At 63.8% G+C, this 23152-nt stretch carries 21 protein-coding genes; 10 read left to right on the forward strand and 11 right to left on the reverse strand.

Annotated elements, in window-relative coordinates; translation table 11 throughout:
- Positions 1–12: 12 nt before the first annotated feature.
- From AC1ROT_RS18285 to AC1ROT_RS18325, 9 genes are all read right to left on the reverse strand, one after another.
- Positions 13–930: a branched-chain amino acid ABC transporter permease gene (locus AC1ROT_RS18285; protein WP_492971116.1), complete on the reverse strand. Its 918-nt coding sequence runs from the start codon at positions 928–930 to the stop codon at positions 13–15.
- 65 nt (positions 931–995) lie between these two features.
- Positions 996–2186, reverse strand: a complete 1191-nt coding sequence (locus AC1ROT_RS18290; RefSeq protein ID WP_493000725.1) for an ABC transporter substrate-binding protein — start codon at positions 2184–2186, stop codon at positions 996–998.
- A 218-nt stretch (positions 2187–2404) separates the two neighbouring features.
- Positions 2405–3589, reverse strand: a complete 1185-nt coding sequence (locus tag AC1ROT_RS18295) for an ABC transporter substrate-binding protein (RefSeq protein WP_492971114.1) — start codon at positions 3587–3589, stop codon at positions 2405–2407.
- A 421-nt stretch (positions 3590–4010) separates the two neighbouring features.
- Positions 4011–5642, reverse strand: a complete 1632-nt coding sequence (locus tag AC1ROT_RS18300; protein WP_493000726.1) for an AMP-binding protein — start codon at positions 5640–5642, stop codon at positions 4011–4013.
- Positions 5635–7107, reverse strand: a complete 1473-nt coding sequence (locus AC1ROT_RS18305) for an oxidoreductase (RefSeq protein ID WP_492971112.1) — start codon at positions 7105–7107, stop codon at positions 5635–5637. The genes AC1ROT_RS18300 and AC1ROT_RS18305 overlap by 8 nt, the downstream gene beginning before the upstream one ends.
- Positions 7104–8288 carry an acyl-CoA dehydrogenase family protein gene (locus AC1ROT_RS18310; protein WP_493000728.1) on the reverse strand — a complete coding sequence of 395 codons (1185 nt, stop codon included), beginning with the start codon at positions 8286–8288 and terminating at the stop codon, positions 7104–7106. Before AC1ROT_RS18310 ends, AC1ROT_RS18305 begins: the two co-directional genes overlap by 4 nt.
- Before the next feature lies 1 nt (position 8289).
- Positions 8290–9117: an enoyl-CoA hydratase family protein gene (locus AC1ROT_RS18315; protein ID WP_493000729.1), complete on the reverse strand. Its 828-nt coding sequence runs from the start codon at positions 9115–9117 to the stop codon at positions 8290–8292.
- Positions 9114–9641, reverse strand: a complete 528-nt coding sequence (locus tag AC1ROT_RS18320; protein ID WP_492971109.1) for a MarR family winged helix-turn-helix transcriptional regulator — start codon at positions 9639–9641, stop codon at positions 9114–9116. The genes AC1ROT_RS18315 and AC1ROT_RS18320 overlap by 4 nt, the downstream gene beginning before the upstream one ends.
- Complete coding sequence (locus AC1ROT_RS18325) at positions 9638–10432, reverse strand: SDR family NAD(P)-dependent oxidoreductase (protein ID WP_493001172.1); 795 nt, start codon at positions 10430–10432, stop codon at positions 9638–9640. Before AC1ROT_RS18325 ends, AC1ROT_RS18320 begins: the two co-directional genes overlap by 4 nt.
- Before the next feature lie 191 nt (positions 10433–10623).
- Here AC1ROT_RS18325 and AC1ROT_RS18330 point away from each other — a divergent pair, with 191 nt between their 5' ends.
- Positions 10624–11121, forward strand: coding sequence for a hypothetical protein (locus AC1ROT_RS18330; protein WP_492971108.1), 498 nt, complete (start codon positions 10624–10626; stop codon positions 11119–11121).
- Positions 11122–11127: 6 nt separating this feature from the next.
- On the opposite strand, the gene AC1ROT_RS18335 is transcribed toward AC1ROT_RS18330, so the two are convergent.
- Both AC1ROT_RS18335 and AC1ROT_RS18340 read right to left on the reverse strand, forming a co-directional pair.
- The gene (locus AC1ROT_RS18335; RefSeq protein WP_492971107.1) at positions 11128–11370 is read right to left on the reverse strand and encodes an Lrp/AsnC ligand binding domain-containing protein; all 243 of its coding nucleotides are present in this window, start codon (positions 11368–11370) and stop codon (positions 11128–11130) included.
- An 85-nt stretch (positions 11371–11455) separates the two neighbouring features.
- Positions 11456–13048 carry a DEAD/DEAH box helicase gene (locus AC1ROT_RS18340; protein WP_493000730.1) on the reverse strand — a complete coding sequence of 531 codons (1593 nt, stop codon included), beginning with the start codon at positions 13046–13048 and terminating at the stop codon, positions 11456–11458.
- A 198-nt stretch (positions 13049–13246) separates the two neighbouring features.
- On the opposite strand from AC1ROT_RS18340, the gene AC1ROT_RS18345 reads away from it, so the two are divergent.
- From AC1ROT_RS18345 to AC1ROT_RS18385, 9 genes are all read left to right on the forward strand, one after another.
- On the forward strand, positions 13247–14416 hold the full coding sequence (locus AC1ROT_RS18345) for a M20 aminoacylase family protein (protein WP_492971105.1): 1170 nt from the start codon (positions 13247–13249) through the stop codon (positions 14414–14416).
- A 20-nt stretch (positions 14417–14436) separates the two neighbouring features.
- Positions 14437–15261 carry an MBL fold metallo-hydrolase gene (locus AC1ROT_RS18350; RefSeq protein WP_492971104.1) on the forward strand — a complete coding sequence of 275 codons (825 nt, stop codon included), beginning with the start codon at positions 14437–14439 and terminating at the stop codon, positions 15259–15261.
- Between the two features lie 8 nt (positions 15262–15269).
- Positions 15270–15830 carry a histidine phosphatase family protein gene (locus tag AC1ROT_RS18355; protein WP_492971103.1) on the forward strand — a complete coding sequence of 187 codons (561 nt, stop codon included), beginning with the start codon at positions 15270–15272 and terminating at the stop codon, positions 15828–15830.
- Positions 15831–15969: 139 nt separating this feature from the next.
- Positions 15970–16428: a MarR family winged helix-turn-helix transcriptional regulator gene (locus tag AC1ROT_RS18360; RefSeq protein WP_492971102.1), complete on the forward strand. Its 459-nt coding sequence runs from the start codon at positions 15970–15972 to the stop codon at positions 16426–16428.
- Positions 16429–16599: 171 nt separating this feature from the next.
- Positions 16600–17457 (forward strand): FAD binding domain-containing protein, encoded by an 858-nt coding sequence (locus tag AC1ROT_RS18365; RefSeq protein ID WP_492971101.1) that lies wholly within the window; start codon positions 16600–16602, stop codon positions 17455–17457.
- Between the two features lie 4 nt (positions 17458–17461).
- A complete protein-coding gene (locus AC1ROT_RS18370) occupies positions 17462–20188 on the forward strand; it encodes a molybdopterin-dependent oxidoreductase (protein ID WP_493000732.1) in 2727 nt (908 codons plus the stop codon).
- Between the two features lie 9 nt (positions 20189–20197).
- Positions 20198–21685, forward strand: coding sequence for a 6-hydroxynicotinate reductase (locus AC1ROT_RS18375; RefSeq protein ID WP_493000733.1), 1488 nt, complete (start codon positions 20198–20200; stop codon positions 21683–21685).
- A complete protein-coding gene (locus AC1ROT_RS18380) occupies positions 21682–22566 on the forward strand; it encodes a UPF0280 family protein (protein WP_493000734.1) in 885 nt (294 codons plus the stop codon). The genes AC1ROT_RS18375 and AC1ROT_RS18380 overlap by 4 nt, the downstream gene beginning before the upstream one ends.
- Positions 22563–23147 carry an amino acid synthesis family protein gene (locus AC1ROT_RS18385; protein WP_493000735.1) on the forward strand — a complete coding sequence of 195 codons (585 nt, stop codon included), beginning with the start codon at positions 22563–22565 and terminating at the stop codon, positions 23145–23147. The genes AC1ROT_RS18380 and AC1ROT_RS18385 overlap by 4 nt, the downstream gene beginning before the upstream one ends.
- Positions 23148–23152: the final 5 nt, after the last annotated feature.

A 23152-nucleotide genomic window follows, 5' to 3' on the forward strand; every position in this document is an offset into this window, starting at 1 on the left:
GGACAAAGCTCCTCAGCGGCCGGGTGCGGGGAACAGGCCCGCGGGACGCAACACCAGAACGGCAGCCATCAGGATGTAGATCAGCATGGAGGACAGCGCGGTCGCCAGCGTGCCGGCTTCCGAAGGATTGAGGACGGTGCCCAGGATATTGGGCAGGAAGGCGCGCCCTATGGTGTCGATGATGCCGATGGCGATGGCGGCGATGAAGGCGCCGCGGATCGAGCCGATGCCGCCGATCACGATCACCACCAAGGCCAGGATCAGGATGTTGTCGCCCATGCCGATCTGCACGGTGGTGACCGGACCGGCCATCAGGCCGGCCAGCGCCGCCAGCGCCGAACCGAGGCCGAAGACCAGGGTGAACAGCAGTTTGATGTCGACGCCGAGCGCGCCGACCATTTCGCGGTTGGAGGCGCCGGCGCGGATCAGCATGCCGAGCCGCGTACGCTGGACCAGAACATAGAGGAAGAGGGCGCAGAGCAGGCCGACGACGATGATGAGGAAGCGGTAGGACGGATAGGGCAGGCCGGGCAGCACCATGATCTGGCCGCTGAGCCATTCGGGCAGGGCGATGGTCATGCCGCCGACGCCGAACATCAGGCGGGCCAGTTCATTGAAGAACAGGATCAGGCCGAAGGTGGCCAGCACCTGGTCGAGATGGTCGCGGGTGTAAAGCGTACGCAGCGCCACCACTTCGACGGCGATGCCGAGCAGGGCGCCGGCCGGCAGGGCGAGCAGCGCGCCGAGGAAGAAGTTGCCGGTCCATTGTGTGAAGACCGCGGCGAAATAGGCGCCCATCATATAGAGCGAGCCATGCGCCAGGTTCACCAGGTCCATGATGCCGAAGACCAGGGTGAGGCCGGCGGCCAGCAGGAACAGCAGCAGGCCGATTTGCAGGCCGTTCAGGAATTGCTCGAACAGAAGCATCATGATTTAGGGGCACTCATCGAAAAGACGGATGCGCCGCGCTTGCACGCGGCGCATCCAGGGCTGGTTTACATCTTGCACTTGGCGGCATGCGGATCCTGATGCGCGGTCAGCACGGTGCTGACGGTGCGCAGGTCGTATTCCGTGTCGCTGACCTTGAAGGCTTCCTGCTGGTAGACGTTCTGGATCGGGAAGTTGTTGTTGCCGAACCTGAACGCGCCGCGCACGGAGTCGAACTTCGCCGCCTTGAGCGCCGCGCCGACCGCTTGCTTGTCCTTCAGGTTGCCCTTGGTGGCGGCGACGGCAGAAGCGATCAGGTTGGCGGCGTCATAGGCCTGGGCGCCGTAGAAGGCCGGCGTCTCCTTGTACTTCTTCTTGTAATCGGTGACGAACTTCTGGTTCGCCGCATAGGGCAGATCGGTGCCCCAGGTGGACGTCAGATAGGTGTCGAGCACCAGATCCTTCTGCAGCTTCAGCGTGACGGCATCGATGGTGAAGGCCGAATAGACGGGGATGTCCTTCTTCAGGCCGGCCTGACTGTACTGCTGGTAGAACTGCACGCCGGCGCGGCCGGGGAAGAAGATGTAGACGGCTTCCGGCTTGGCCGCGCGGATCTTGGAAATCTCGCCCGAGAAGTCGAGCTGGTCGGGCCACTTGGTCATGTCCTGGCCGACCACTTCGCCCTTGTAGAGCGACTTCACGCCGTTGGTGCCGTCGACACCGGCGGCATAGTTCGGCGCCACCATATAGAGCTTCTTGATGCCCTTCTGGTTCAGCAGCTCACCCACAGCCATGTGGTTCTGGTCGTTCTGCCAGGAGGCGGCGAAGAAATAGGGACTGCAGCCTTCGCCGGCGAGCTGCGACGGACCGGCATTGGCGCTGATCAGGAAGGTCTCGGAGTCGATCACCGGCTTGTAGGAGGCCAGCAGCACGTTCGACCAGATATAGCCGGCGACGAAATCGACCTTGTCGCGCTGTAGCAGCTTCTCGGTCTTCTGCTTGCCGACTTCCGGCTTCTGCTCGTCGTCTTCGTAGATCACCTCGACCGGCACGCCGCCCATCTTGCGACCCATATGGTCGAGCGCCAGTTCGAAGGCATTCTTCATGTCCTGGCCGTAGGCCGCGTTGGGGCCCGACAGCGTGGTGACGTAACCGATCTTGATCTTCTTGGCGGCCTGGGCGGCGGCATCATGGGCCATGAATGGCAGGGCCGTGAGCGCAGTGGCGAGGACGGCAAGACTTTTAAAGCTGAAACGCATCGTTCGTGTCTCCTTGAGTGACATGCCTGCGGACCGGCCCATCTTGCGATGCACCGCCGCTACACAGCGTCTGTGTTGCAAGCCCTTGGGAGCCCCCCGTTGAGATATTTTAAGCATCAAATACTCTGCGAGGCAATCAAACAGTCTCAGAAAACCCGGATGCAAAACGGGGCGCCGGAGGAATCCGACGCCCCGCCGATTTGCAGGTCAAATGCCGCTTATTTCATCGCGCATTTGGCAGCGTAGGGGTCAGTCAGATCGGTGTAGACCGTGCTGACCGTGCGGATGTCATACTCGGTCTCCGAGACCTTGTAGACTTCCTGCTGGTAGATGTTGTGGATCGGGAAGTGGTTCTTGCCGAAGCGCATCGGACCACGCACCGAATCGAACTTGGCGGCTTCGAGCGCCTTGCGCACGGCATCCTTGTCGGAAACCTTGCCCTTGGTGGCGACCACGGCCGAGTTGATCAGGTTGATGGTGTCGTAGGACTGCGCGCCGTAGAAGGTCGGCGTGTCCTTGTGCTTCTTCTTGTACTCGCCGACGAACTTCTGGTTGGCGGCATAGGGCAGATCCGAAGCCCACCACAGCGTCTGGTAGGTATCCAGCGTCAGATCCTTCTGCAGCTTCAGCGTGACGGAGTCGACCGTGAAGGTGGAGTAGAGCGGGATGTCCTTCTTCAGACCGGCCTGGCTGTACTGCTGGAAGAACTGCACGCCGGCGCGGCCGGGGAAGAAGACGAAGACGGCGCCGGGCTTGGCGGCACGGATCTTCGAGATTTCGGCCGAGAAGTCGAGCTGGTCAGGCCACTTGGTCATGTCCTGGCCGACCACCTGGCCCTTGAAGGTGGACTTCACGCCATTGGCCATGTCCTGGCCGGCAGCGTAGTTGGGCGCCACGATATAGAGGCTCTTCACGCCCTTCTGGTTCAGCACTTCGCCGGCGGCCATGGTGTTCTGGTCGTTCTGCCAGGAGGCGGCGAAGAAATTCTTGTGGCACTGCTCACCGGCCAGCGGCGAGGGACCGGCATTGGCGCTGATCAGGAAGGTGCCCTCATCGACCACCGACTTGTAGGAGGCGAGCAGGACGTTCGACCAGATGTAACCGGCGACGAAGTCGACCTTGTCGCGCTGCATCAGCTTTTCGGTCTTCTGCTTGCCGACTTCCGGCTTCTGCTCGTCATCTTCATAGATGACCTCGACCGGGATGCCGCCCATCTTGCCGCCAAGGTGAGCGAGCGCCAGCTCGACGCTGTTCTTCATGTCCACGCCATAGGCGGCGTTGGGACCCGACAGCGTGGTGACGAAGCCGATCTTGATTTTCTTGGCCTGGGCTGCCGCCGGCTGGGCAACAAACGGCACTGCCGCGAGCGCCAGTGCGCTGGTCAGCCGAAGTGCGGTCGACATCTTCATAATGAGCTCCTCTCCCTGCGCGGTGCCGGTTGATCCGGCCCGCGGCTCCTCTGTTATGGCCCCTGCCGCAACGTCATGCGGCGCATGCCCCTGTACGCACAGCTTACTCTACGCTTGCACGATGCGTCCAAACCGACCTTCAAGCCGAGCGGGCGCACCGGTACTCTTGTGTTGCTGCGGGGGAGTGGCGGTCCGGCCGGGGCTGCCCGGTGCGAAAACCGCACGATCTCTGCCTCGCGGCGCTTCCTCATATTCCTTATATGACAGGTACTATAGTGCCGGTTTTGACCGCCGCAAGCACTATCGTGCATACTCGATATCGTCCCGTCCCCGCCTGCAACCATAAGCAATCCCGGCTGCCCGCCAATGGACGGAGAGGAGGGAAACTTGCACTTTTCCCCCGTCGTCCGGCGGTTCAGCCCTGCTTGCGCAGCACGAAGCGCTGGACCTTGCCGCTTTCGGTGCGCGGCAGGGCATCGATGAATTCCACGGCGCGCGGATATTTGTAGGGCGCGATCTCGGCCTTGACGAAATCCTGGAGCGCCTTGGCCGTATCGGGCGCGGCCTTGTCCTTTTCGCGCAGGACCACATAGGCCTTCACCACCTGGCCGCGCTCGCCATCGGGGGCACCGACCACGGCGCAGTCCTGCACCAGCGGATGCAGCAGCAGCACGGATTCCACTTCCGGACCGGAGATGTTGTAGCCGGCCGAAATGATCATGTCGTCGGCGCGGGCCTGGTACCAGTAATACCCGTCCTCGTCGCACATATAAGCGTCGCCGGTGAAGTTCCAGCCGTTCTGCACATAGGTGGTCTGGCGTTCCGGGTTGTCGAGATAACGGCAGCCGACCGGACCGCGAATGGCCAGTCGTCCCACGGTGCCGGGTGGCACCGGTTTGCCATCCTTGTCGAAGATCGCGGCTTCGTAACCCGGGATCGGCTTGCCGGTGGCACCGGGACGGATGCCGTCGCCTTCGGAGGTGATGAAGATATGCAGGATCTCGGTGCCGCCCAAGCCGTCGATCAGCTTGACCCCGCTGACGTCATACCAGCCCTGATAGGTGGCGAGCGGCAGGGTCTCGCCGGCAGAGACGCCTTTTTTCAGCGAGGAGATGTCGTAGTTCTTCGCCATGTCGGTCATGGCGCGATAGGCGGTCGGCGCGGTGAACAGGATCGTCACCTTCTTGGCCTGGATGGTCTCCAGCATCTTTTGCGGATTGTACTGTTCGACCAGCACCGTGCTGGCGCCCACATGCATGGGGAAGGTGACCAGCGCGCCGAGCCCGAAGGTGAAGGCCAGCGGCGGGCTGCCGGTGAAGATATCGTCTTTCGTGGGACGCAGCAGATAGCGGTTGAAGGTGTCGCAGATCGCCATCACGTCGCGGTGGAAATGCATGCAGCCCTTGGCCGGCCCGGTGGTGCCGGAGGTGAAGGCGATCAGGCAGACATCGTCCCAGGCGGTGTCCAGCGTCTCGAAGCTGGCCGGCTTGCCCGCCATGCGGGCTTCGAGCGAGTCCGGCGCGCCTTCGTTGTAAAAATAACAGACGCGCTTGAGGTTTTTTGACTCCTTGAGGGTCGTCTCCATCTCGTCGCGCAGGCGCCAGTCGCAGATCGCCAGGTCGATCTCGGCCTTCTCGGTCATGAAGGTGAGTTCGCGCCAGCGGTAGAGCGGCATGGTGGCGACGGCGACGGCGCCAACCTTCATCACCGCGAACCAGCAGGCGACATACATGGGATTGTTGGGCGAGCGCAGCAGCACGCGATTTCCGGGTTTTACGCCGAGGTCCTGCACCAGCACATGGGCGATGCGGTTGGCGGTCTCCAGCAGCTGCCGGTAGGTCCAGACTTCATCGTTGTAGTGGATCACCGGGCGGTCGCCGTGGATCGCCGCCTGCTTGTCGAGCAGCTCGCGGGCGCAGTTCATGCGCTTTGGATAGGCTTTCAGTTCCGGCAGCGTGTCCCACAACATCACCGGCCACTGATCCTGTGGCGGCAGATGATCACGCGGGAAGGTGTCGATATGGGCTGATGGCTCAAAGTTATGCATGGCGAACCTCGGACGAAGGCAAAGCAGGTTCGGCGATCGGGACGGGGAGGTCGATACGCACCGCATCTGACGGCGGTGTTGCACGGCCGGCGGCATCATGGCCGCGGACGTAATAGGTGTAGCGCAGGCCGCCAAGCACCACCTTGTCGGCATGCTTGGTGGATTTCACCGCTTCGGTGACATGGGCATCGCCATCGTCCTCGGCGCGGTAGATATTGTAGCCGGCGATCTGTTCGCTGCCGGCCACCGCCTTGTTCCAGGTCAGCTTGATCTGGCCCTTCTCGACGGTGGCAGCCAGGCCGGCACCGCCTTCGGGCCAGTGCGGCGCATTGCCGTCGGTGACATCGGGCGGCGCCTGCATCAGGCCCTTGGGCCAGAGGAAGCAGGTCACTTCCTTGAACTTCTCGTCGAGCTGCTTGCAGACGTTGCAGTAGATGCAGCGCACGATCTGGTCGTTGCGCTTTTCCTCGATCTTCTTGACCCAGTCCGGATCGGCCAGCAGCTGGCGCGCCATGCCGATCATATCGGCCTGGCCGCTGTTCAGAAGATGCTCCGCCTCGCTCGGGGCACTGATCTTGCCAACCGAGATCACCGGCACGGTGTAGCCTTTTGAATTGATGAACTGCTTGATGCCGGCGGCCAGATGGGCGTGCGGCAGCGGCGGATACCAGTCGCCAGGCATGCAGCGGTCGCCGGAATAGCCCGTGTAAGGATAGAGCGGCTGGCCTTCGCGATGCACGGCATCCTCGAACTTGCCGCCAACCGAGAGCGAGATGTAATCGACGCCGAGCTGCGCCATGCGCAGAGCGATCAGCTTGGCATCCTCGACGGTGTAGCCTTCCTTGATGGCTTCTTCTGCCAGGAAGCGCACGCCTACGGTCCAGTCGTGACCGACATGCCGGCGCACGCTCTGCATGACGCGGCCGAACATGGCCAGCCGTCCTTCCAGGGTGCGGCCGTCGTAGTCGTCGCGGCGCGGGTTGCGGCGCGAGAGGAAGGAGGAGAGCGTATAGGCATGGGCCGAATGCAGCTCGACGCCGTCATAGCCGGCGGTGCGGACGCGGGCGGCGGCCCGGCCGAACTCCTCAATGATGCGCTCGATGTCGTCTTCGCTGAGACTATCGATGGTCTGGCGCCAGCCGGAGCGCGCCACTTTCAGGAAGTGGATGATCTGCGGCACGACCTTGCTGTCGGAGGCGCTGTGCACCTGATCGACCAGGTCGCGATGGCCGGGAATGAATTCGTCATCCGAAATCCGCAGGAGCGGACCCGACTTGTTGCTGTGCACGGCGGTCGCTTCGACAACGATGAGTCCCACATGGCCCTGGGCGTAGCGCACATAGCGGTCGATGATCGGCTGGTTGACGTAGCCATCCTCGCCCGAGAGCCGCGTCACCATGGCCGGCACGGCGATGCGGTTGGGCAGCGTCACGCCATTGAGCTTGAGCGGTTCGAGAATCTTCATGGCTGGCCATCCTCGCTGGCGAAGGCCGCATAGGTCTGGCCGGCGATCACCAGCTTGTTGATCTCGGTGGTGCCTTCATAGATGCGGAGCGCGCGGACTTCGCGATACAGGCTTTCCACCATGGTACCGCGTTTGACGCCAAGCCCACCCCAGAGCTGCACGGCGGAATCGACCACGCGCTGGGCCGCTTCGGTGGCATACATCTTGGCCATCGAGGCTTCGCGCGTGACACGCGCCGCGCCCATATCCTTGGTCCAGGCGGCGCGATAGATCAGCAGGGCCGAGGCATCGATCTCGGTGGCCATATCGGCGATCCTGGCCTGGGTGAGCTGGTAATCCGCCAGCTTCTGGTCGAAGACCTTGCGCTCATGCACGCGGCGGAGCGCCTCGTCGAGCGCGCGCCTTGCAAAACCGAGTGCGGCGGCGCCAACGGTGGAGCGGAAGACATCGAGATTGCTCATGGCGATCTTGAAGCCTTCGCCGGGCTTGCCGATCAGGTTGCCGGCAGGGATCACACAATCCTTGAATTCCAGGCGGCCGAGCGGATGCGGCGCGGTGACGTCGATGCGTTCGGGCACGCTGAAGCCCGGCGTGCCGGCTTCCACCACGAAGATGGCGAGGCCTTTGGCGCCCGGCGCGTCGCCCAGGCGGGCAACGACCGTGTACTGGTCGGCGATGCCGCCGTTGGAAATCCAGGTTTTCACGCCGTTCAGCCGATAGCCCTGCCCATCCGGCACGGCTACGGTGCTGACGGCGGCGACATCGGAGCCGGCATCGGGTTCGGACATGGCGAGCGCGGCGATCTTCGTGCCGTTGGCCACACCGGGCAGCCAGCGATTTTTTTGCTCGGCTGTGCCGAACTGGCTGATCGGGCCGGAGCCCAGGCCCTGCATCACGAAGGAGAAGTCGGCGAGGCCGTGGTGGTAGGCCAGTGTCTCGCGGGCGATGGCCAGCGAGCGCACTTCCAGCTTGTCATAGGTGCCGCCGCCATCCTTTGGCACGGTCAGGCCGAGGAAGCCGTCCCTGCCGAGCTGCGCGACAAAGCCGCGGCAGACAGCATCGATATCCTCGTTTTCGTCATGATGGCTGGCATGCTGCTTCGCCCAGGCCTGCAGCGATGCGGCCAGCTTGCGATGACGCTCCTCGAAAAACGGCCAGTTCAGATAGCTGATATCCGCCATCTCAGTTGCCCTCGAAGACGGGTTTCTGCTTGGCGACAAAGGCGTGATAGGCGCGGGCGAAATCCTGCGTCTGCATGCAGATCGCCTGGGCCTGCGCCTCGGCTTCGATGGCGGCATCCAAATCCATCGACCATTCCTGATGCAGGCAGGTCTTGGTGATGCCATGAGCGAAGGTCGGGCCGTCGGCGAGTTCTTTCGCCAGCGCCATCGCATCGGCCAGCATCTGTTCGGGCGCCACCAGGCGGTTGTAGAAGCCCCAGCGCTCGCCTTCCTCGGCGCTCATGCTGCGGCCGGTGAACAGCAGTTCGGCGGCGCGACCCGAGCCGATGATGCGCGGCAGGATGTTGCAGGCGCCCATATCGGCGCCGGCAAGGCCAACCCGCACGAACAGGAAGGCGGTCTTGGTGCGCGGCGTGCCGATACGCAGATCGGAGGCCATGGCCAGGATCGCGCCGGCGCCGGCACAGATGCCGTCGACGGCGGCAATCACCGGCTGCGGGCAATGCTGGATCGCCTTGACCAGGTCGCCGGTCATGCGGGTGAAGGCCAGCAGGCCGGCCATGTCACCGGCCTCTTTCATCTTCACCAGCGGGCCGATGATCTCGTGCACATCGCCGCCGGAGCAGAAATTGCCGCCCTCGCCGGTGATGACGACCGTCTTCACGTCGGTGACATAATTCAGGGCGCGGAAGGTATCGCGCAGTTCGGCATAAGACTCGAAGGTGAGGGGATTCTTGCGCTCGGGCCGGTTCAGCGTGACCGTCGCCGCCTTGCCATCGACCGACCAGCCGAAATGCTTCGGTTTGAAATCCTTTGCCAGCTGACTCACGGCTTGTCTCCCTCATCCGGCTCGACGGCGTTCTGGTGCACCGACTGCTTCAGCTTGCCCAGCAACTGGAACAGCTGCTGCATGTCCTGACGGCTGAGGCCGCCCATCATGCGGTCGATCCAGTCCTCATGGACCGGCGTCATGGCATCGAAGGCCTTCTTGCCGGCCGGGGTCAGGCTGATATGGCTGGACCGGCGGTCGCGCTGCGACGGCGTGCGCTTGACCAGGCCTTCATCGACCAGACGGTCGGCGAGACCGGTGATATTGCCGTTTGAGACCATCATGCGGGCCGACAGCTCGCTCATGGTCAGGCCGTCGGGCGCACGATCGAGCTGAGCCAGCAGATCGAAACGGGGCAGGGTGGTGTCGAACTGGGTGCGCAGCGCACCGCGCACATTTTGCTCGATCAGGCTGGAGCAGGTGAGCAGCCGTAGCCAGAGCCGCAACTCCAGCTTGTCGTCGCGGGTGGCCGAGGTTTCCCGATCATTGGCCGGCGGCGGGACGGTCTGGCGGATTTCACTCATGACATCACTTCTCCCCCGGCAATCGCGATGGCCTGTCCGGTCACGGAGGCAGCTGCATCGCTGGCGAGCCACAGTGCGGCATCGGCCACTTCCTGCGGCTGGATCAGGCGGCCCTGCGGATTGCTTTTGGCCAGTTCGGCCCGCGCGTCTTCGGCGCTGCGACCGGTTTTCTTCACGATGGTTTCAATGGTGGTCGCCGTCATATCGGTGTCGACATAACCGGGGCAGATGGCATTGACGGTGATGCCGCTGGTGGCGAATTCGCGTGCCAGTGCCCGGGTCAGTCCGACCACGCCATGCTTGGCGGCGACGTAGGCGGCGACATAGGCATAGCCGGTCAGGCCCGCGGTCGAGGCGATGTTGATGATGCGGCCGGATTTGCGCGGCAGCATGCCGTCGATGGCGGCGCGGGTGACATGGAAGACGCTGGAAAGATTCACGGCCAGCATCTGGTCCCAATGGGCAGCGGTCATCCTGGCAAAGGCCTGGCTGGCACCGAAGCCGGCATTGTTGACCAGAATATCGATCGGCCCGGCGGCCGCGACGGCCTGCTGCATCATGGTTGTGGCGGCGGCGGCGTCAGTGAGATCGGCGGTGAATGCGGCATGGGAGCCGGCAAGACTGACGCGGCGCTGGTCCAGCAGCGCGGTGTCGCGTCCCGCCAGACTGATCCGGGCGCCCTGGCGGGCAAAGCTCTGCGCGACCGCCCAGCCGATGCCACGGCTGGCGCCGGTCACCAGCACATGCCGGCCGGTAAAATCGCCTGCTGAACCTCTGTCCTGCACTGGCACGGTCAAACCCAAGCCTCCCGAGGGCGTCGTTATTATTTTAAGTATAAAATAAATTTGCCGGGGCGACAAGATCACCTTCAGCGGGCATCGCCGAACACGGTGGACTGGTATCCGGAAGGGTGAAGGCGACTTGTCCGGGCAAGTATGGTAAACAAAATACTGAGCGATTCGCCGGGGGACGTCGGACGACTATGGTCAGTGCTAGCTTTACGAGCCGCCCGGTTGTCAGGGCCCTGGCGCTTGTCGCCATCATCGGCGCGCTTGCCGGTTGCTCGGCCTGGAACAGCAGTGGCGGATCCTCGGCTGATTCCGGCAAGGCCGGCAGCGGGCCGCCGACCCAGATTGCCGGCGTGGCGCTGCCGGACGGTTATACGCTGGATTCCAATCGCACGATCATCCTGGGCGAGGGCGACCGTTGGATCGGCCGCCTGTCCTACAGTGTGAATTCCTCGGCGGACCAGATGTTCGATTTCATCCGCCGCGAGATGGGAAATTACGGCTGGACGGAAGTGGCCGTGGTGCGGGCAGAAACCAGCCAGCTGACCTTCCTGTCCGGCGGCGGCGATCGCGTCGCCTCGGTCATGATTGTGCGCTCAACGCTGTATGGCTCGAAGGTCGATATGACCGTGGCGCCGTCAACCGGCAGCACGGTGACCACGGCGCCGCGGGCCGCAGGCAGCCGCCGCTAATTTCGTTTAGTTGAACGCTTTGAAGGTGATCAGGGTGAAGGTGTCCTTCACGCCGGTGATCGTCTGCAGCTTGTTGACGACGAAATGGCCGATGTCCTGGCCATCGGACAGGTAGCATTTCATCATCAGGTCATACTGGCCCGAGATCGAATGCACTTCTGAAACCTGTTCCACCTCTTCGACGGCCTTCACGGCAACATCGTAGGCGCGGCCCAGCTCGCACTTCACCATCACGAAAATCGTCTGCATCGCCGGGCTCCGTTCTATCGTCCTGCCGCGACTGTAAACGAACTCCGCGGCGGCCTGCAATCAGCCGGCCGGAGTCGGCGATGGATCAGGAGGCGCGGCGGCTCGGGCGGAGCAGGAAGTCCGGGACATGGTCGCCCATGCCGACAACCGGCGGCTCGCGATCTTCACGATGATCGCGACGGCCGCGGTCATTGCGGTCGCGGTCGTTGCGTTCGCGGCGGGGCTGAACCTGGTCGCGGGCTTCGCGCGGCTGCTCAGCACGCGGTTCCGGACGCGGCTTTTCCGCACGCGGCTGGCGTTCCGGACGCGGTTGACGTTCCTGGCGCGGCTGCTCGGCGCGGGCTTCCTGCTGGGGCTGTTCGCCCTGCGGTTCGACGGCAACGGCAACGGCCTCCTGCGGCTGCATGGAGGCATCGCTGGTGCGGGGTTCGCGGGTACGATCCCGGCTGCGGGTGCGATCGCCTTCGCGATCACGCCCACGACCGCCGCGACCGCGGCCCTTGCTGCTGCGTTCACCACCGCGTTCGCTGCGCTCTTCGCCGCCACCGGCAGCAATCGCAGCGGCATTCTCTTCCTGGGAAAAGCCATGCAGTTCCATCACCGGAATTTCGCGCTGGATCAGGCGGGTGATGGCCGAGAGATACTTGCCGTCTTCGCCGGCGACCAGCGTGAAGGCGCGGCCGTTCATGCCGGCGCGACCGGTGCGGCCGATGCGATGGACATAATCTTCCGGATGGGTCGGGACGTCGAAATTGAAGACGTGGGTCAGGCCCTGGACGTCGAGGCCGCGGGCGGCGACGTCGGAGGCGACCAGAATGCCGATCTCACCCTTCTTGAACTTCTCCAGCGTGGCGGTACGAACCGACTGGTCCATGTCGCCATGCAGCGGCTGAGCGTCGAAACCGTGACGGGCCAGCGATTTCGCCAGGATATCCACGTCGCGCTTGCGGTTGCAGAAGATGATGGCGTTCTTCACATCTTCGTTGCGGATCAGGGTGCGCAGCGCTTCGCGCTTCAGCTTGTGCGGCACGACGATCTGGAACTGGGCGATCGATTCGGCCGTCGTGGCCTGGCGCGCAACCTCGATTTCCTTGGGGTTGCTCAGGAATTTGTCAGCCAGCTTGCGCATGTCCGCAGCCATGGTGGCCGAAAAGAACAGCGTCTGGCGCAGCGGCGGCAGCATTTTGCCGATCCGCTCGATATCGGGCATGAAGCCCATGTCCAGCATGCGGTCGGCTTCGTCGATGACGAATATCTGCACGCCGGTCAGCATGACCTTGCCGCGCTCGAAATGGTCGATCAGGCGACCCGGCGTGGCGATCAGCACGTCGACGCCGCGATCAAGCAGCTTTTCCTGCTCGGTGTAATTCACGCCGCCGATCAGCAGCGCCATCGAAAGCGGAGAGTTCTTGCCGTATTTGTCGAAGCTCTGGGCGACCTGGTCGGCCAGTTCGCGGGTCGGCTCCAGGATCAGCGCGCGCGGCATGCGGGCGCGGGCGCGGCCACCGGCCAGGATATCGATCAGGGGCAGGGTGAACCCGGCGGTCTTGCCGGTGCCGGTCTGGGCGGTGCCGAGCACGTCGCGACCCATGAGCACGATCGGAATGGCCTGGGCCTGGATCGGGGTGGGTGTGGTATAACCGGCTTCGGAAACGGCCTTGAGGACAGGCTCGCTCAAGCCTAGATCAGCGAATTCCATGGATTTCCGTATTATCTTGACGGCAGCAGCGCAGATGCGCACCGTCCGCGGGCGGACAAGACCATAGCGGACCCCCTGAGTCAATGCGAATTTGAGCGGCTGGAAACAACAAAATCAATCGGTTATCGTCGCCAGCCCGACATTTTTCCCCCAGCCCATTCCTTGGCGGAGAGCCCCATGAAGTTGATTGATGACATCGTCGCCAACAAGACCCAGTTGACCGCCTGGCGGCAGGACCTGCACATGCATCCCGAGACCGCTTTCGAGGAGCATCGCACATCCGAGTTCGTCGCCAGGACGCTGGAGTCCTTCGGCATGCCGGTGCATCGGGGTCTGGCCAAGACCGGCGTGGTCGGCACGCTGAAGGCCGGCAAGGGCAACCGCGCCATCGGCCTGCGCGCCGACATGGATGCGCTCGACCTGGTCGAGATGAACGACTTCGGCCACAAGTCCAAGCATGAGGGCAAGATGCATGGCTGCGGCCATGACGGCCACACCATCATGCTGCTGGGCGCCGCGCAGTATCTGGCCAAGTCGAAGTCCTTCGACGGCACCGTGCATTTCATCTTCCAGCCGGCCGAGGAGAACGTCGCCGGTGGCAAAGTGATGGTCGATGAAGGCCTTTTCACCAAATTCCCCTGCGAATCCGTGTTCGGCATGCACAACATGCCGGGCATCGATGTGGGTAAGTTCGCCGTGCGAACCGGTCCGATGATGGCGTCGGCCGATATGTTCTGGATCAAGATCAAGGGCGTCGGCGCCCATGGCGCCTACCCGCATCGCGGTGTCGATCCGGTGGTGATCGCCGCTGAAATCGTGCTGGCGCTGCAGAATATCGTGGCGCGCAATGTCGACCCGCTGCAATGCGCGGTGGTCAGCTGCTGCCAGATCCAGGGCGGCCATACCACCAACGTGATTCCTGAAGACGTGATGATCGCCGGCACCACGCGCGCCTTCCTGCCGGAAGTGCAGGATATGATCGAGGCGCGCATGAACCAGATCGTCACCGGCATCGCCGCTGCCCATGGCGCCACCGCCAAGCTGGATTACCAGCGCCGCTATCCGCCGACCATCAATACGGCTGACGAGACGGAGCTGGCTGCCAATGCCGCCGCCATCGTTGTGGGTGGCGAGAATGTGCTGCGCAACGTGAACCCGAGCATGGGGGCGGAAGATTTCGCCTGGATGCTGCGCGAAAAGCCGGGCTCTTATGTCTGGATCGGCAATGGCGCCGGCGAAGAGAGCTGCATGGTTCACAACCCGCGTTACGACTTCAACGACGACGTTCTGCCGATCGGCGCCAGCTACTGGTCCCGCCTGGTCGAAACCATACTGCCAGCTTCATAGCCGGCAGGGCGGAGGCGGGGATGGGCTTCAAGGTCAAGTTCTGGGGTGTTCGCGGCAGTATCGCGACGCCATCCCCGCGTCACATGGTGTTCGGCGGCAATACCTCCTGCGTCGAGCTGAAGATCGGCGACCGCCTGATTATCCTCGATGCCGGCACCGGCATCCGCAATCTCGGTCACTGGCTGCTGAAGCGCAACGTGACGCAGGGCGACATCTTCCTGTCCCACACGCACTGGGATCACATCAACGGCTTCCCGTTCTTCTCGCCGGCCTTCAAGGATGACCGCCACTTCACCATCCATGCCGGTCATCTCAGCGACAAGGGCGGGATCGGCAATGCCCTGCAGTCGCAGATGGCGCAGCCGTTCTTTCCCGTGCCGCTGGACAAGATGGGCGCGCGGATCGAGAGCCTCGACTTCCGCGCCGGCGACAGTTTCAGCCTGGGCGACAATATCCGGGTGCGAACGACGACGCTCAATCACCCTGACGGGGCCACCGGTTACCGGTTCGAATATGGCGGCAAGGCGCTGTGTTATGTCACCGACACCGAACACACGCCCGGCAAGCCGGACCAGAATATCCTCGGTCTGATCGAAGGCGCCGATCTGGTGATCTATGACAGCACCTATACCGATGAGGAATACGAAGATCATGTCGGCTGGGGCCATTCGACCTGGCAGGAAGGCGTGCGGCTGTGTCGCACCGCCGGGGTGAAGGCGCTTGCGATTTTCCATCATGATCCCGATCATGAGGACCAGTTTATGGAAACGCTGGAGGCCGAAGCGCGGCAACTCTGGTCAGGAGCCATGGTGGCGCGTGAAAACATGCGCGTGAATCTGCTGTAGGGGGAACAATGGCGCGGTTGTATCTGGTGCGGCATGCCAAGGCAGCGGCACGATTTGATGAAGACCCCGATCCCGGTCTGTCGGAAGAGGGCAAGGAAGCGGCCGTCGAGCTGGCTCTGGAGCTGGAGTCGCTCGGCCCGATGCCGATCTATACCTCGCCGATGGAGCGGGCGCGCGAAACTGCCATGCCGCTGGCCAATCGCTGGGGCGTGGTGCCGGAGGTCAGTGCGGCCTTTACCGAAATCCCGACGCCCAATGACATTGCAGAAAAGGGTCTGGCCGCGCGCGGCCCATGGCTGCAGCAGATCGCTGCCCAGAAATATCCGGCTCAGCCTCCGATCATCCGCGCCTGGCGCGAGGGCCTGATCGGCATGCTGAAGTCGTGCCGCAGCGACACCATCATCTTCACGCATTTCATGGTGATCAACGCGGCCCTGGGCGCGGCCATGAGCGATGAGCGCGTGGTGGTGCTGAATCCCGACTATTGTTCCTGCACGGTGGTCGAGACCAGTTCACGCGGCCTGGCGCTGATCTCGCGTGGCGTGGAAGCGACAACCAAGGTGCTCTGACGCCGAGGTGCTGACGCCGCGCCATTTTACCGCTCCGGCTTGTGCATACGTTGCGACGGGCCGGCACCGGAAAACCTTGGCCGGATCGCGGCTTCTAGATAAGGTGACGGGCAGCGGCGTTACGCAAGGGTGAGCCAGTATGAATGCCAAACCGGAAATCAAGGCTGAACCCGCTGCGATGCCGGATGGCTATGTGCTGGAAGACCAGGTCGGCCATCTGATCCGTCGTGCCCACCAGCGCCATACCGCCCTCTTTCTGGCCATGATCGGCGACGCCCAGGTGACGCCCACGCAATATGCGGCGCTGGTGAAACTCCATGAGATGGGGGAGCTGTCGCAGAATCATCTCGGCCGTCTGACCGCGATGGATCCTGCCACTATCCAGGGCGTGATCCGTCGTCTGACCGGCCGCAAGCTGATCTCGCATCGTCCAGACAAGAATGATAAACGCCGCCGCTGCCTCAGCCTGACAGCACAGGGTCGCGACCTGGTCGCCCGCCTGCTGAATAATGGCCCGAAGGTCAGCAAGGCCACGCTCGATCCGCTTTCGGCGGCCGAGCAGCAGCAGTTCGTCGCACTGCTCAAGCGTCTCACCTAGGGTTTCCGCGTACAAAACCACGATGTTGCATTGCCGCATTTCAGGGCAGGCGATGCTCATATTTTGACGTTGACTCTTTCGAGGCAGCGACGCAGCATCATATGCGTACGAACGATGTGGCCTGCGGGGGTGGGCGTGGCGTTTGTATGCCGACGGGAGGCCCCAACACCGATGGCGTCTTATCTGCGTCCGACAAGCCTGGCCGAAGCGCTGGATCATCTTAGTGCCGCCAATCTGAATGCGGCCGGACCCGCCATTCTGGCCGGTGGCACGGATTACTATCCCGCCCGTGTCGGCCGCGCTCTGGACGAAGATGTCCTGGACGTCACCGCCATCCCCGATCTGCAGGGCATAAGCGAAACCGACGACGGCTGGCGGCTGGGCGCCACCACGACCTGGAGCCAGCTGATCGTTGCCGATCTGCCGCCGCTGTTCGACGCGCTGCGGCAGGCGGCGCGCCAGATTGGCGGAGTGCAGATTCAGAATTCCGCCACGATTGCCGGCAATCTCTGCAATGCATCGCCGGCGGCCGACAGCGTGCCGCCACTCTTGGCCATGCGCGCCCGTATTGAATTGCGCAGCGCGGCTGGGCGGCGCGAAATCCCGATCGGTGACTTCATCACCGGCAATCGTCGCACGGTGCTGAAACCCGCGGAATTGCTGTCTGCCGTGCTGGTGCCGAAGCCGAAGAAGGAGGCCCAGAGCGTTTTCCTCAAGCTGGGCGCGCGGGAATACCTGGTCATCTCGATTGCCATGATCGCCATTGTGCTGGAAACCGAAGGCAATGTGGTGGCGGGTGCCAGCGTGGCGGTCGGCGCCTGTTCCGCCGTGGCGCAGCGTCTGGTCGCGCTGGAATCCGAACTCACGGGGCGGCGCCTGAACAGTGCGCTGGCCAATCGTGTGAAGCCCGAGCATTTCGACGCCTTGACGCCCATCGATGACCTGCGGGCCAGCGGCGCATACCGGCGTGAGGCCGCCGAGATTCTGGTGCGGCGTGCGCTTACCGCGCTTGGCAAAAAGGGGGGCTGAGGCGATGCGCCTGATCGTCAACGGCAAACCGCATAGCTATCACGGCTCGCCGGGCAAGCGCCTGAGCGATGTCCTGCGCGACGATCTGGGGCTGACCGGCACCAAGGTCGGCTGCAATGCCGGCGATTGCGGCGCCTGTACGGTGCTGCTGGAAGGCAAACAGGTTTGCGCCTGCCTGACACCGGTGGCGCAGGCTGCGGCGCGCCCGGTGGTTACGGTCGAAGGCCTGAAAGCCCATGGCGCCCTGTCGCGCCTGCAGACGGCGTTTCTCAAGCATGGCGCGGCGCAGTGCGGCATCTGCACGCCGGGCATGTTGATGTCGGCTACGGAACTGCTGGCCGAAGTGTCCAGACCCAGCGAACAGCAGGTGCGGGATGCCATTGGCGGCGTGCTGTGCCGCTGCACCGGATATCGCAAGATCGTCGAAGCCGTGCTGGATGCCACACGGACGCCGGACCTGCCGGAGAATCCCGAGATGGGCCGGGCTGTCGGTGCGCGGACCCTGAAAGTCGATGGCCTTGCGAAAGTCGAGGGCACCGAGAAATACGGCGCCGATTACATTCCGCATGACGCCCTGTGGCTGCGGGCGATCCGCAGCCCGCATGCCCGCGCGACTTTCACCTTGGGCGATTTCTCGGATGCCATCCGCAAATATGGTCTGGCGCGGGTCTTCACCGCCGCCGACGTTCCGCGCAATGGCTTTGCCATTTTCGAGACCAAGGACCAGCCGGTGATCGCCGATGGGCTGGTGCGCTACAAGGGCGAGACCGTGGTGGCGCTGGTTGGCAGCCGCGAGGCCATCGAAGCCGTAAAGCCGGAAGACCTGCCCATCGTCTATACTCCGGACGAGCCGGTCAGCGGCGTGATTGCCGCCGCCGCGCCCGGCGCCAAGCTGGTGCAGGCCGACAAACCTGAAAACGTGCTGATCCGCGGCAATGTCACCAAGGGCGATGTGGCCCAGGGCTTTGCCGAAGCCGCCGCCACCGCTGAAGGCCTGTTCCAGACCAGTTTTGTCGAGCATGCCTATATCGAGCCGGAGGCCGGCTGGGCGGTGCGCATCGGCGACCGCATCGAAATCCATGCCTCGACACAGGCGCCTTATATGGATCGCGACGAAGTGGCCGGCGTGATGCAGTTGCCGCCGGATCGCGTGCGGATCGTGCCAACCGCCTGCGGCGGCGGCTTCGGCGGCAAGCTGGACGTGGCCGTGCAGCCGCTGATTGCGCTGGCGGCCTGGCATCTGGACAAGCCGGTGGCCTGCATTTACACGCGACCGGAAAGCATGGCCTCCAGCACCAAGCGGCACCCGGCGCGCATCACGGCGAAATTCGCCGCCGACAAGACCGGCCGTCTCACTGCGGTCGAGACCCATGCCGATTTCGATACCGGCGCCTATGCAAGCTGGGGCCCGACGGTCGCCAACCGCGTGCCGGTGCATGCGACCGGGCCGTATCTGGTGCCGCATGTGAAGAACCGCAGCCGTGCGCTGTTCACCAATGCGCCGCCGTCGGGCGCCTTCCGCGGCTTCGGTGTGCCGCAGGCCGCCATCGCGCATGAAACCCTGATGGACGACCTAGCTGCCCAACTGGGGCTGGACCGGCTGGAAATGCGCTACATCAACGCCATCCGCGCCGGCGACCTGACCGCCACCGGCCAGAAGCTGGAGCATTCCGCCGGCCTGGCCGAATGCATCGCGGCGTTGCGGCCGCAATGGCAAGCGCTGGCGGCCGAGGTGGAGGCCTTCAATGCGCGCCGCAAGCATGTGCGGCGCGGCATCGGCATCGGCTGCATGTGGTATGGCCTGGGCAATACCTCGATTTCCAATCCCTCCACCATGCAGGTTTCCCTGCGCGCCGATGGACGCGTGTTCTTCTACAACGGCGCGGTCGATATCGGGCAGGGGTCGAACACCATCTTCGTGCAGATCGTGGCCGATGCGCTGGGCGTTACCATGGATCGCATCGATTACGTGATGGGCGATACCGACAAGACGCTGGATGCCGGCAAGACCTCGGCCTCGCGCCAAACCTTTGTTTCAGGCAAGGCTGCCCAGCTTGCCGCGCAGGATCTGCGCAGTCAGATTCTGCGGCTGGCCAATGCCGGGACTGATGCCGTGCTGAAGCTCGACGGCCCGCATCTGACCGTGGAAGGCGGCGGCGCGGTGCGCAGGATCGATCTTGCCGCTTTGCCGCGCCTGAACGACAAGGCCGATGTGCTGCTGGGCGAGGGCCGTTTCGATCCGCCCACCACCATGCTGGACGACAATGGCCAGGGCGTACCCTATGCCACATACGGTTTCGCCGCGCAGATGGCATTGGTTGAAGTCGATACCGAGCTTGCGACCGTCAAGGTGAAGAAGATCATCGCCGCCCATGACGTGGGCAAGGCCGTGAACCCGACGCAGGTGGAAGGCCAGATTCACGGCGGCATCGCGCAAGGGTTAGGCCTGGCGCTGATGGAGGAATTCCTGCCCGGCCGTACGGAGAACCTGCACGATTATTTGATTCCTACAGTTGGTGATATTCCCGAGATCGACGTGATCATGATCGAGGATGCCGAGCCGCTGGGTCCCTTCGGCGCAAAGGGCGTGGGCGAGCCGGGTCTGGTGCCGACGGCGCCGGCCATCCTCGGCGCCATCCGTCATGCCACTGGCGTGCGGGTCACATCGGTGCCAGTGCTGCCGCATCGCCTGCATGCGGCACTGAAAGCCCTGCCTCAGGCCGCGGAGTAGGAGGACAGCATGAGCCACGCCGTCGCCGAAACTGCCTCGAAAGATGACGTCGTCCGTTGCGATGCCTGTCCGGTGCTCTGTCGTATCCGTCCCGGCAAGGCCGGCGCCTGCGACCGCTATGCCAATGTCGAGGGCGTGCTGACCCGCGTCGACCCGCTGGTGGTCACCGAACGCGCCGCTTCCGAAGGCACGGTTGTCCCCTTCCTGGCCGGCAGCGAAGGCTGGAATGGCAGTGTCGCCGCCCCGGCACCCGTGTTTGTCACCGGTATCGGCGCCGGCACCACCTATCCGGACTACAAGCCTGCGCCCTTCATCGTGTCGTCGCAGCATGACGGCGTCGACATGGTCACGGTGGTGACCGAAGGCATCTTCAGCTACTGTGGCGTGAAGGTAAAAATCGACACCGACCGGCATCTCGGCCCTGAACAGGCGGCCGTGCGCGTGAACGGCGAGGCTATCGGCCATGTCACCACGGCGGAATATGGCTCGCAGATGCTGTCGCTCGGCGGCGTGCATCACCTGACCGGCGGCAGCAAGAAGGAAGGCAACACCACCTGCGATGCCATGCTGGCGCTGTGCAACAAGCAGGCGGTCACCGTGCAGATCGACGGCGGCGCCGAAGTCACCATCCAGGCCAATCAGCCGCCCATCGTCAATGGCACGCCCGAGGCGCGCATGCGCGTCGGCTGCGGGTCGGCCACCATCGGTATCTTCGCCAAGCAGTGGCTCGGCCATGCCGACGAAGTGATCGTGGTCGACGACCATATTACCGGCGTGCTGAGCGAACACCAGGCCGGCCGTTTCCTCGATATGCCGCTGGCCGGCATCCGCGTGCGTGGTCGTAAATCCACGCCGGGCCGCTATTTCCAGGTTGCCGAACCCGGCCTGGGCTGGGGCGGCACCAATGTTTCCGATCCTCTGGACATTATCGAGAGCATCGACGCCAAGACCGCTTGGCCCGGCATGAAGCTGCTGATGGTCTCCACCACCGGCGAACACAGCGCCTGGTATGTGCTGGATGACCAGCTCAAGCCGCAGCCAGCCGAGATGCCGGCGCCGGTGCGTGTGGTGGTCGACCGCATCGCCGAGAATTGCGAACCGTCCCTCTGCACCGTTCTGTTCATGGCCGGTGCCGGCGGCAGCTTGCGTGCGGGCGTGACCGAAAATCCGGTGCGGCTCACCATCTCGGTGAAGGATCGCCTGACCCGTGTCACCTCCGGGGGCGCGCCGGTCTATGTCTGGCCCGGTGGCGGCATCACCTACATGGTGGATGTGGCGCGCATGCCTGACAATTCCTTTGGCTATGTGCCGACGCCGGCGCTGGTCGCGCCTATCGAATTCACCATGAGCAAGGCTGATTATGCGGCGCTTGGCGGCCATATGGATTATGTGGTGCAGCTCAGCGATGTGCTGCAGGGCGGCCGGCTCAGCCGGCAGAGCTGGCGGCAGGACAATCCCTGGCCGATCACGCGACACACGGCGGAGGAGCAGCCATGAGTGGCGCGGCGCCCACCGCAACCTGGCTCGACGGGAAAAGCCGCCGGCTGCATCTGCAGCACGGCCCGATCGACCTGATCGTTGAGGCTTTCGGCGACCGCGACGCCGTGGCACGCGGCTACGACCAGGCCGTGGCGCGGTTCCAGGATATCCTGTCGGTGCTGGTGGCGGAGTTGTCTGACCTGCGTCGTCCGCTGGTGGCGGCGCACCCGCTGTTCCGTGGCCCGGTGGCGCGCCGTATGGCTGCGGCCTGCTGGCCCTACCGCAATGTCTACATCACGCCGATGGCGGCGGTGGCCGGTTCGGTGGCAGACGAGATTCTGGCGGCACTGCTGAGCGGTAATGACCTGGCGCGAGCCTATGTGAATAATGGTGGCGATATCGCGTTCCATGTTGCCGCCGGCGAAACCCTGCGGGCCGCGGTTGTGTGTAATCCCGATCTGCCGCATCTGGACGCCATCGCCAGTCTTGACGCCGCACAGCCATCGCGCGGAATCGCGACGTCTGGTTGGCGCGGCCGCTCATTTTCCCTTGGCATTGCCGATGCCGTCACCGTGCTGGCGGAAAACGCCGCCATGGCCGACGCGGCGGCAACCATCATCGCCAATGCAGTAACTGTGGAGCATGACGCGATTCAGCGGCAGCCCGCACACTCATTGCGGGACGATAGCGATCTGGGTGCGCTGCCGGTGACCGTATCTGTAGGTACACTGCCGGTTTTTGCCATCGAGGAGGCCTTGTCGGCCGGGATGCAGCGCGCGCAAGATTTGCGCCGCAGCGGTCTGATTCAGGCCGCATTTTTGTCGCTGCAGGGCGACAGCAGGATTGTCGGTGGCGAAGCGCTGCTGGCGCGGGATCAGAAAGCAGTGGGGCAGGGATGAGCCTGGTAGAAGTGCGCAAGATCGTCTGCATCACCGACGAGATTTTCCACGAGGGCGGCCCCAGGGCCGCCAAACCGCCGCGTCGTGGCGCGATCGGTGCGCTGGTGAAGAATCCCTATGCCGGCCGCTATGAATCCGACATCACACCGATGATGGATGCGCTGAAGCCGCTGGGCCTCGATCTGACCAAACGCCTGGTCGCGGCGCTGGGCAATGATCCCAGGGCCATCGAAGCCTATGGCAAAGGGGCGCTGATCGGTGCGGGCGGCGAGCTGGAGCATGGTGCGCTGTGGCATGTGCCCGGCGGTTATTCCATGCGTGAGATTCTGGGTAACGCCAAGGCCATCGTGCCGTCGACCACAAAAGTCGGCGGACCGGGGGCGCGGATCGATATTCCCCTGCATCACATCAATGCGGCCTATGTGCGCAGCCATTTCGACGCCATCGAATGGGGCGTCGCCGATGGTCCGCGCGAGAACGAGATCGCCTTCATTCTGGCCATGAGCACGGGCGGCCGTGTGCATGCCCGGGTTGGCGGATTGCAGGTGCACGAGATCAAAGGCGAGGACGGCCAGAGATAGGGACA

The organism is Ferrovibrio sp. GW821-FHT12E11 (genome assembly GCF_058806975.1).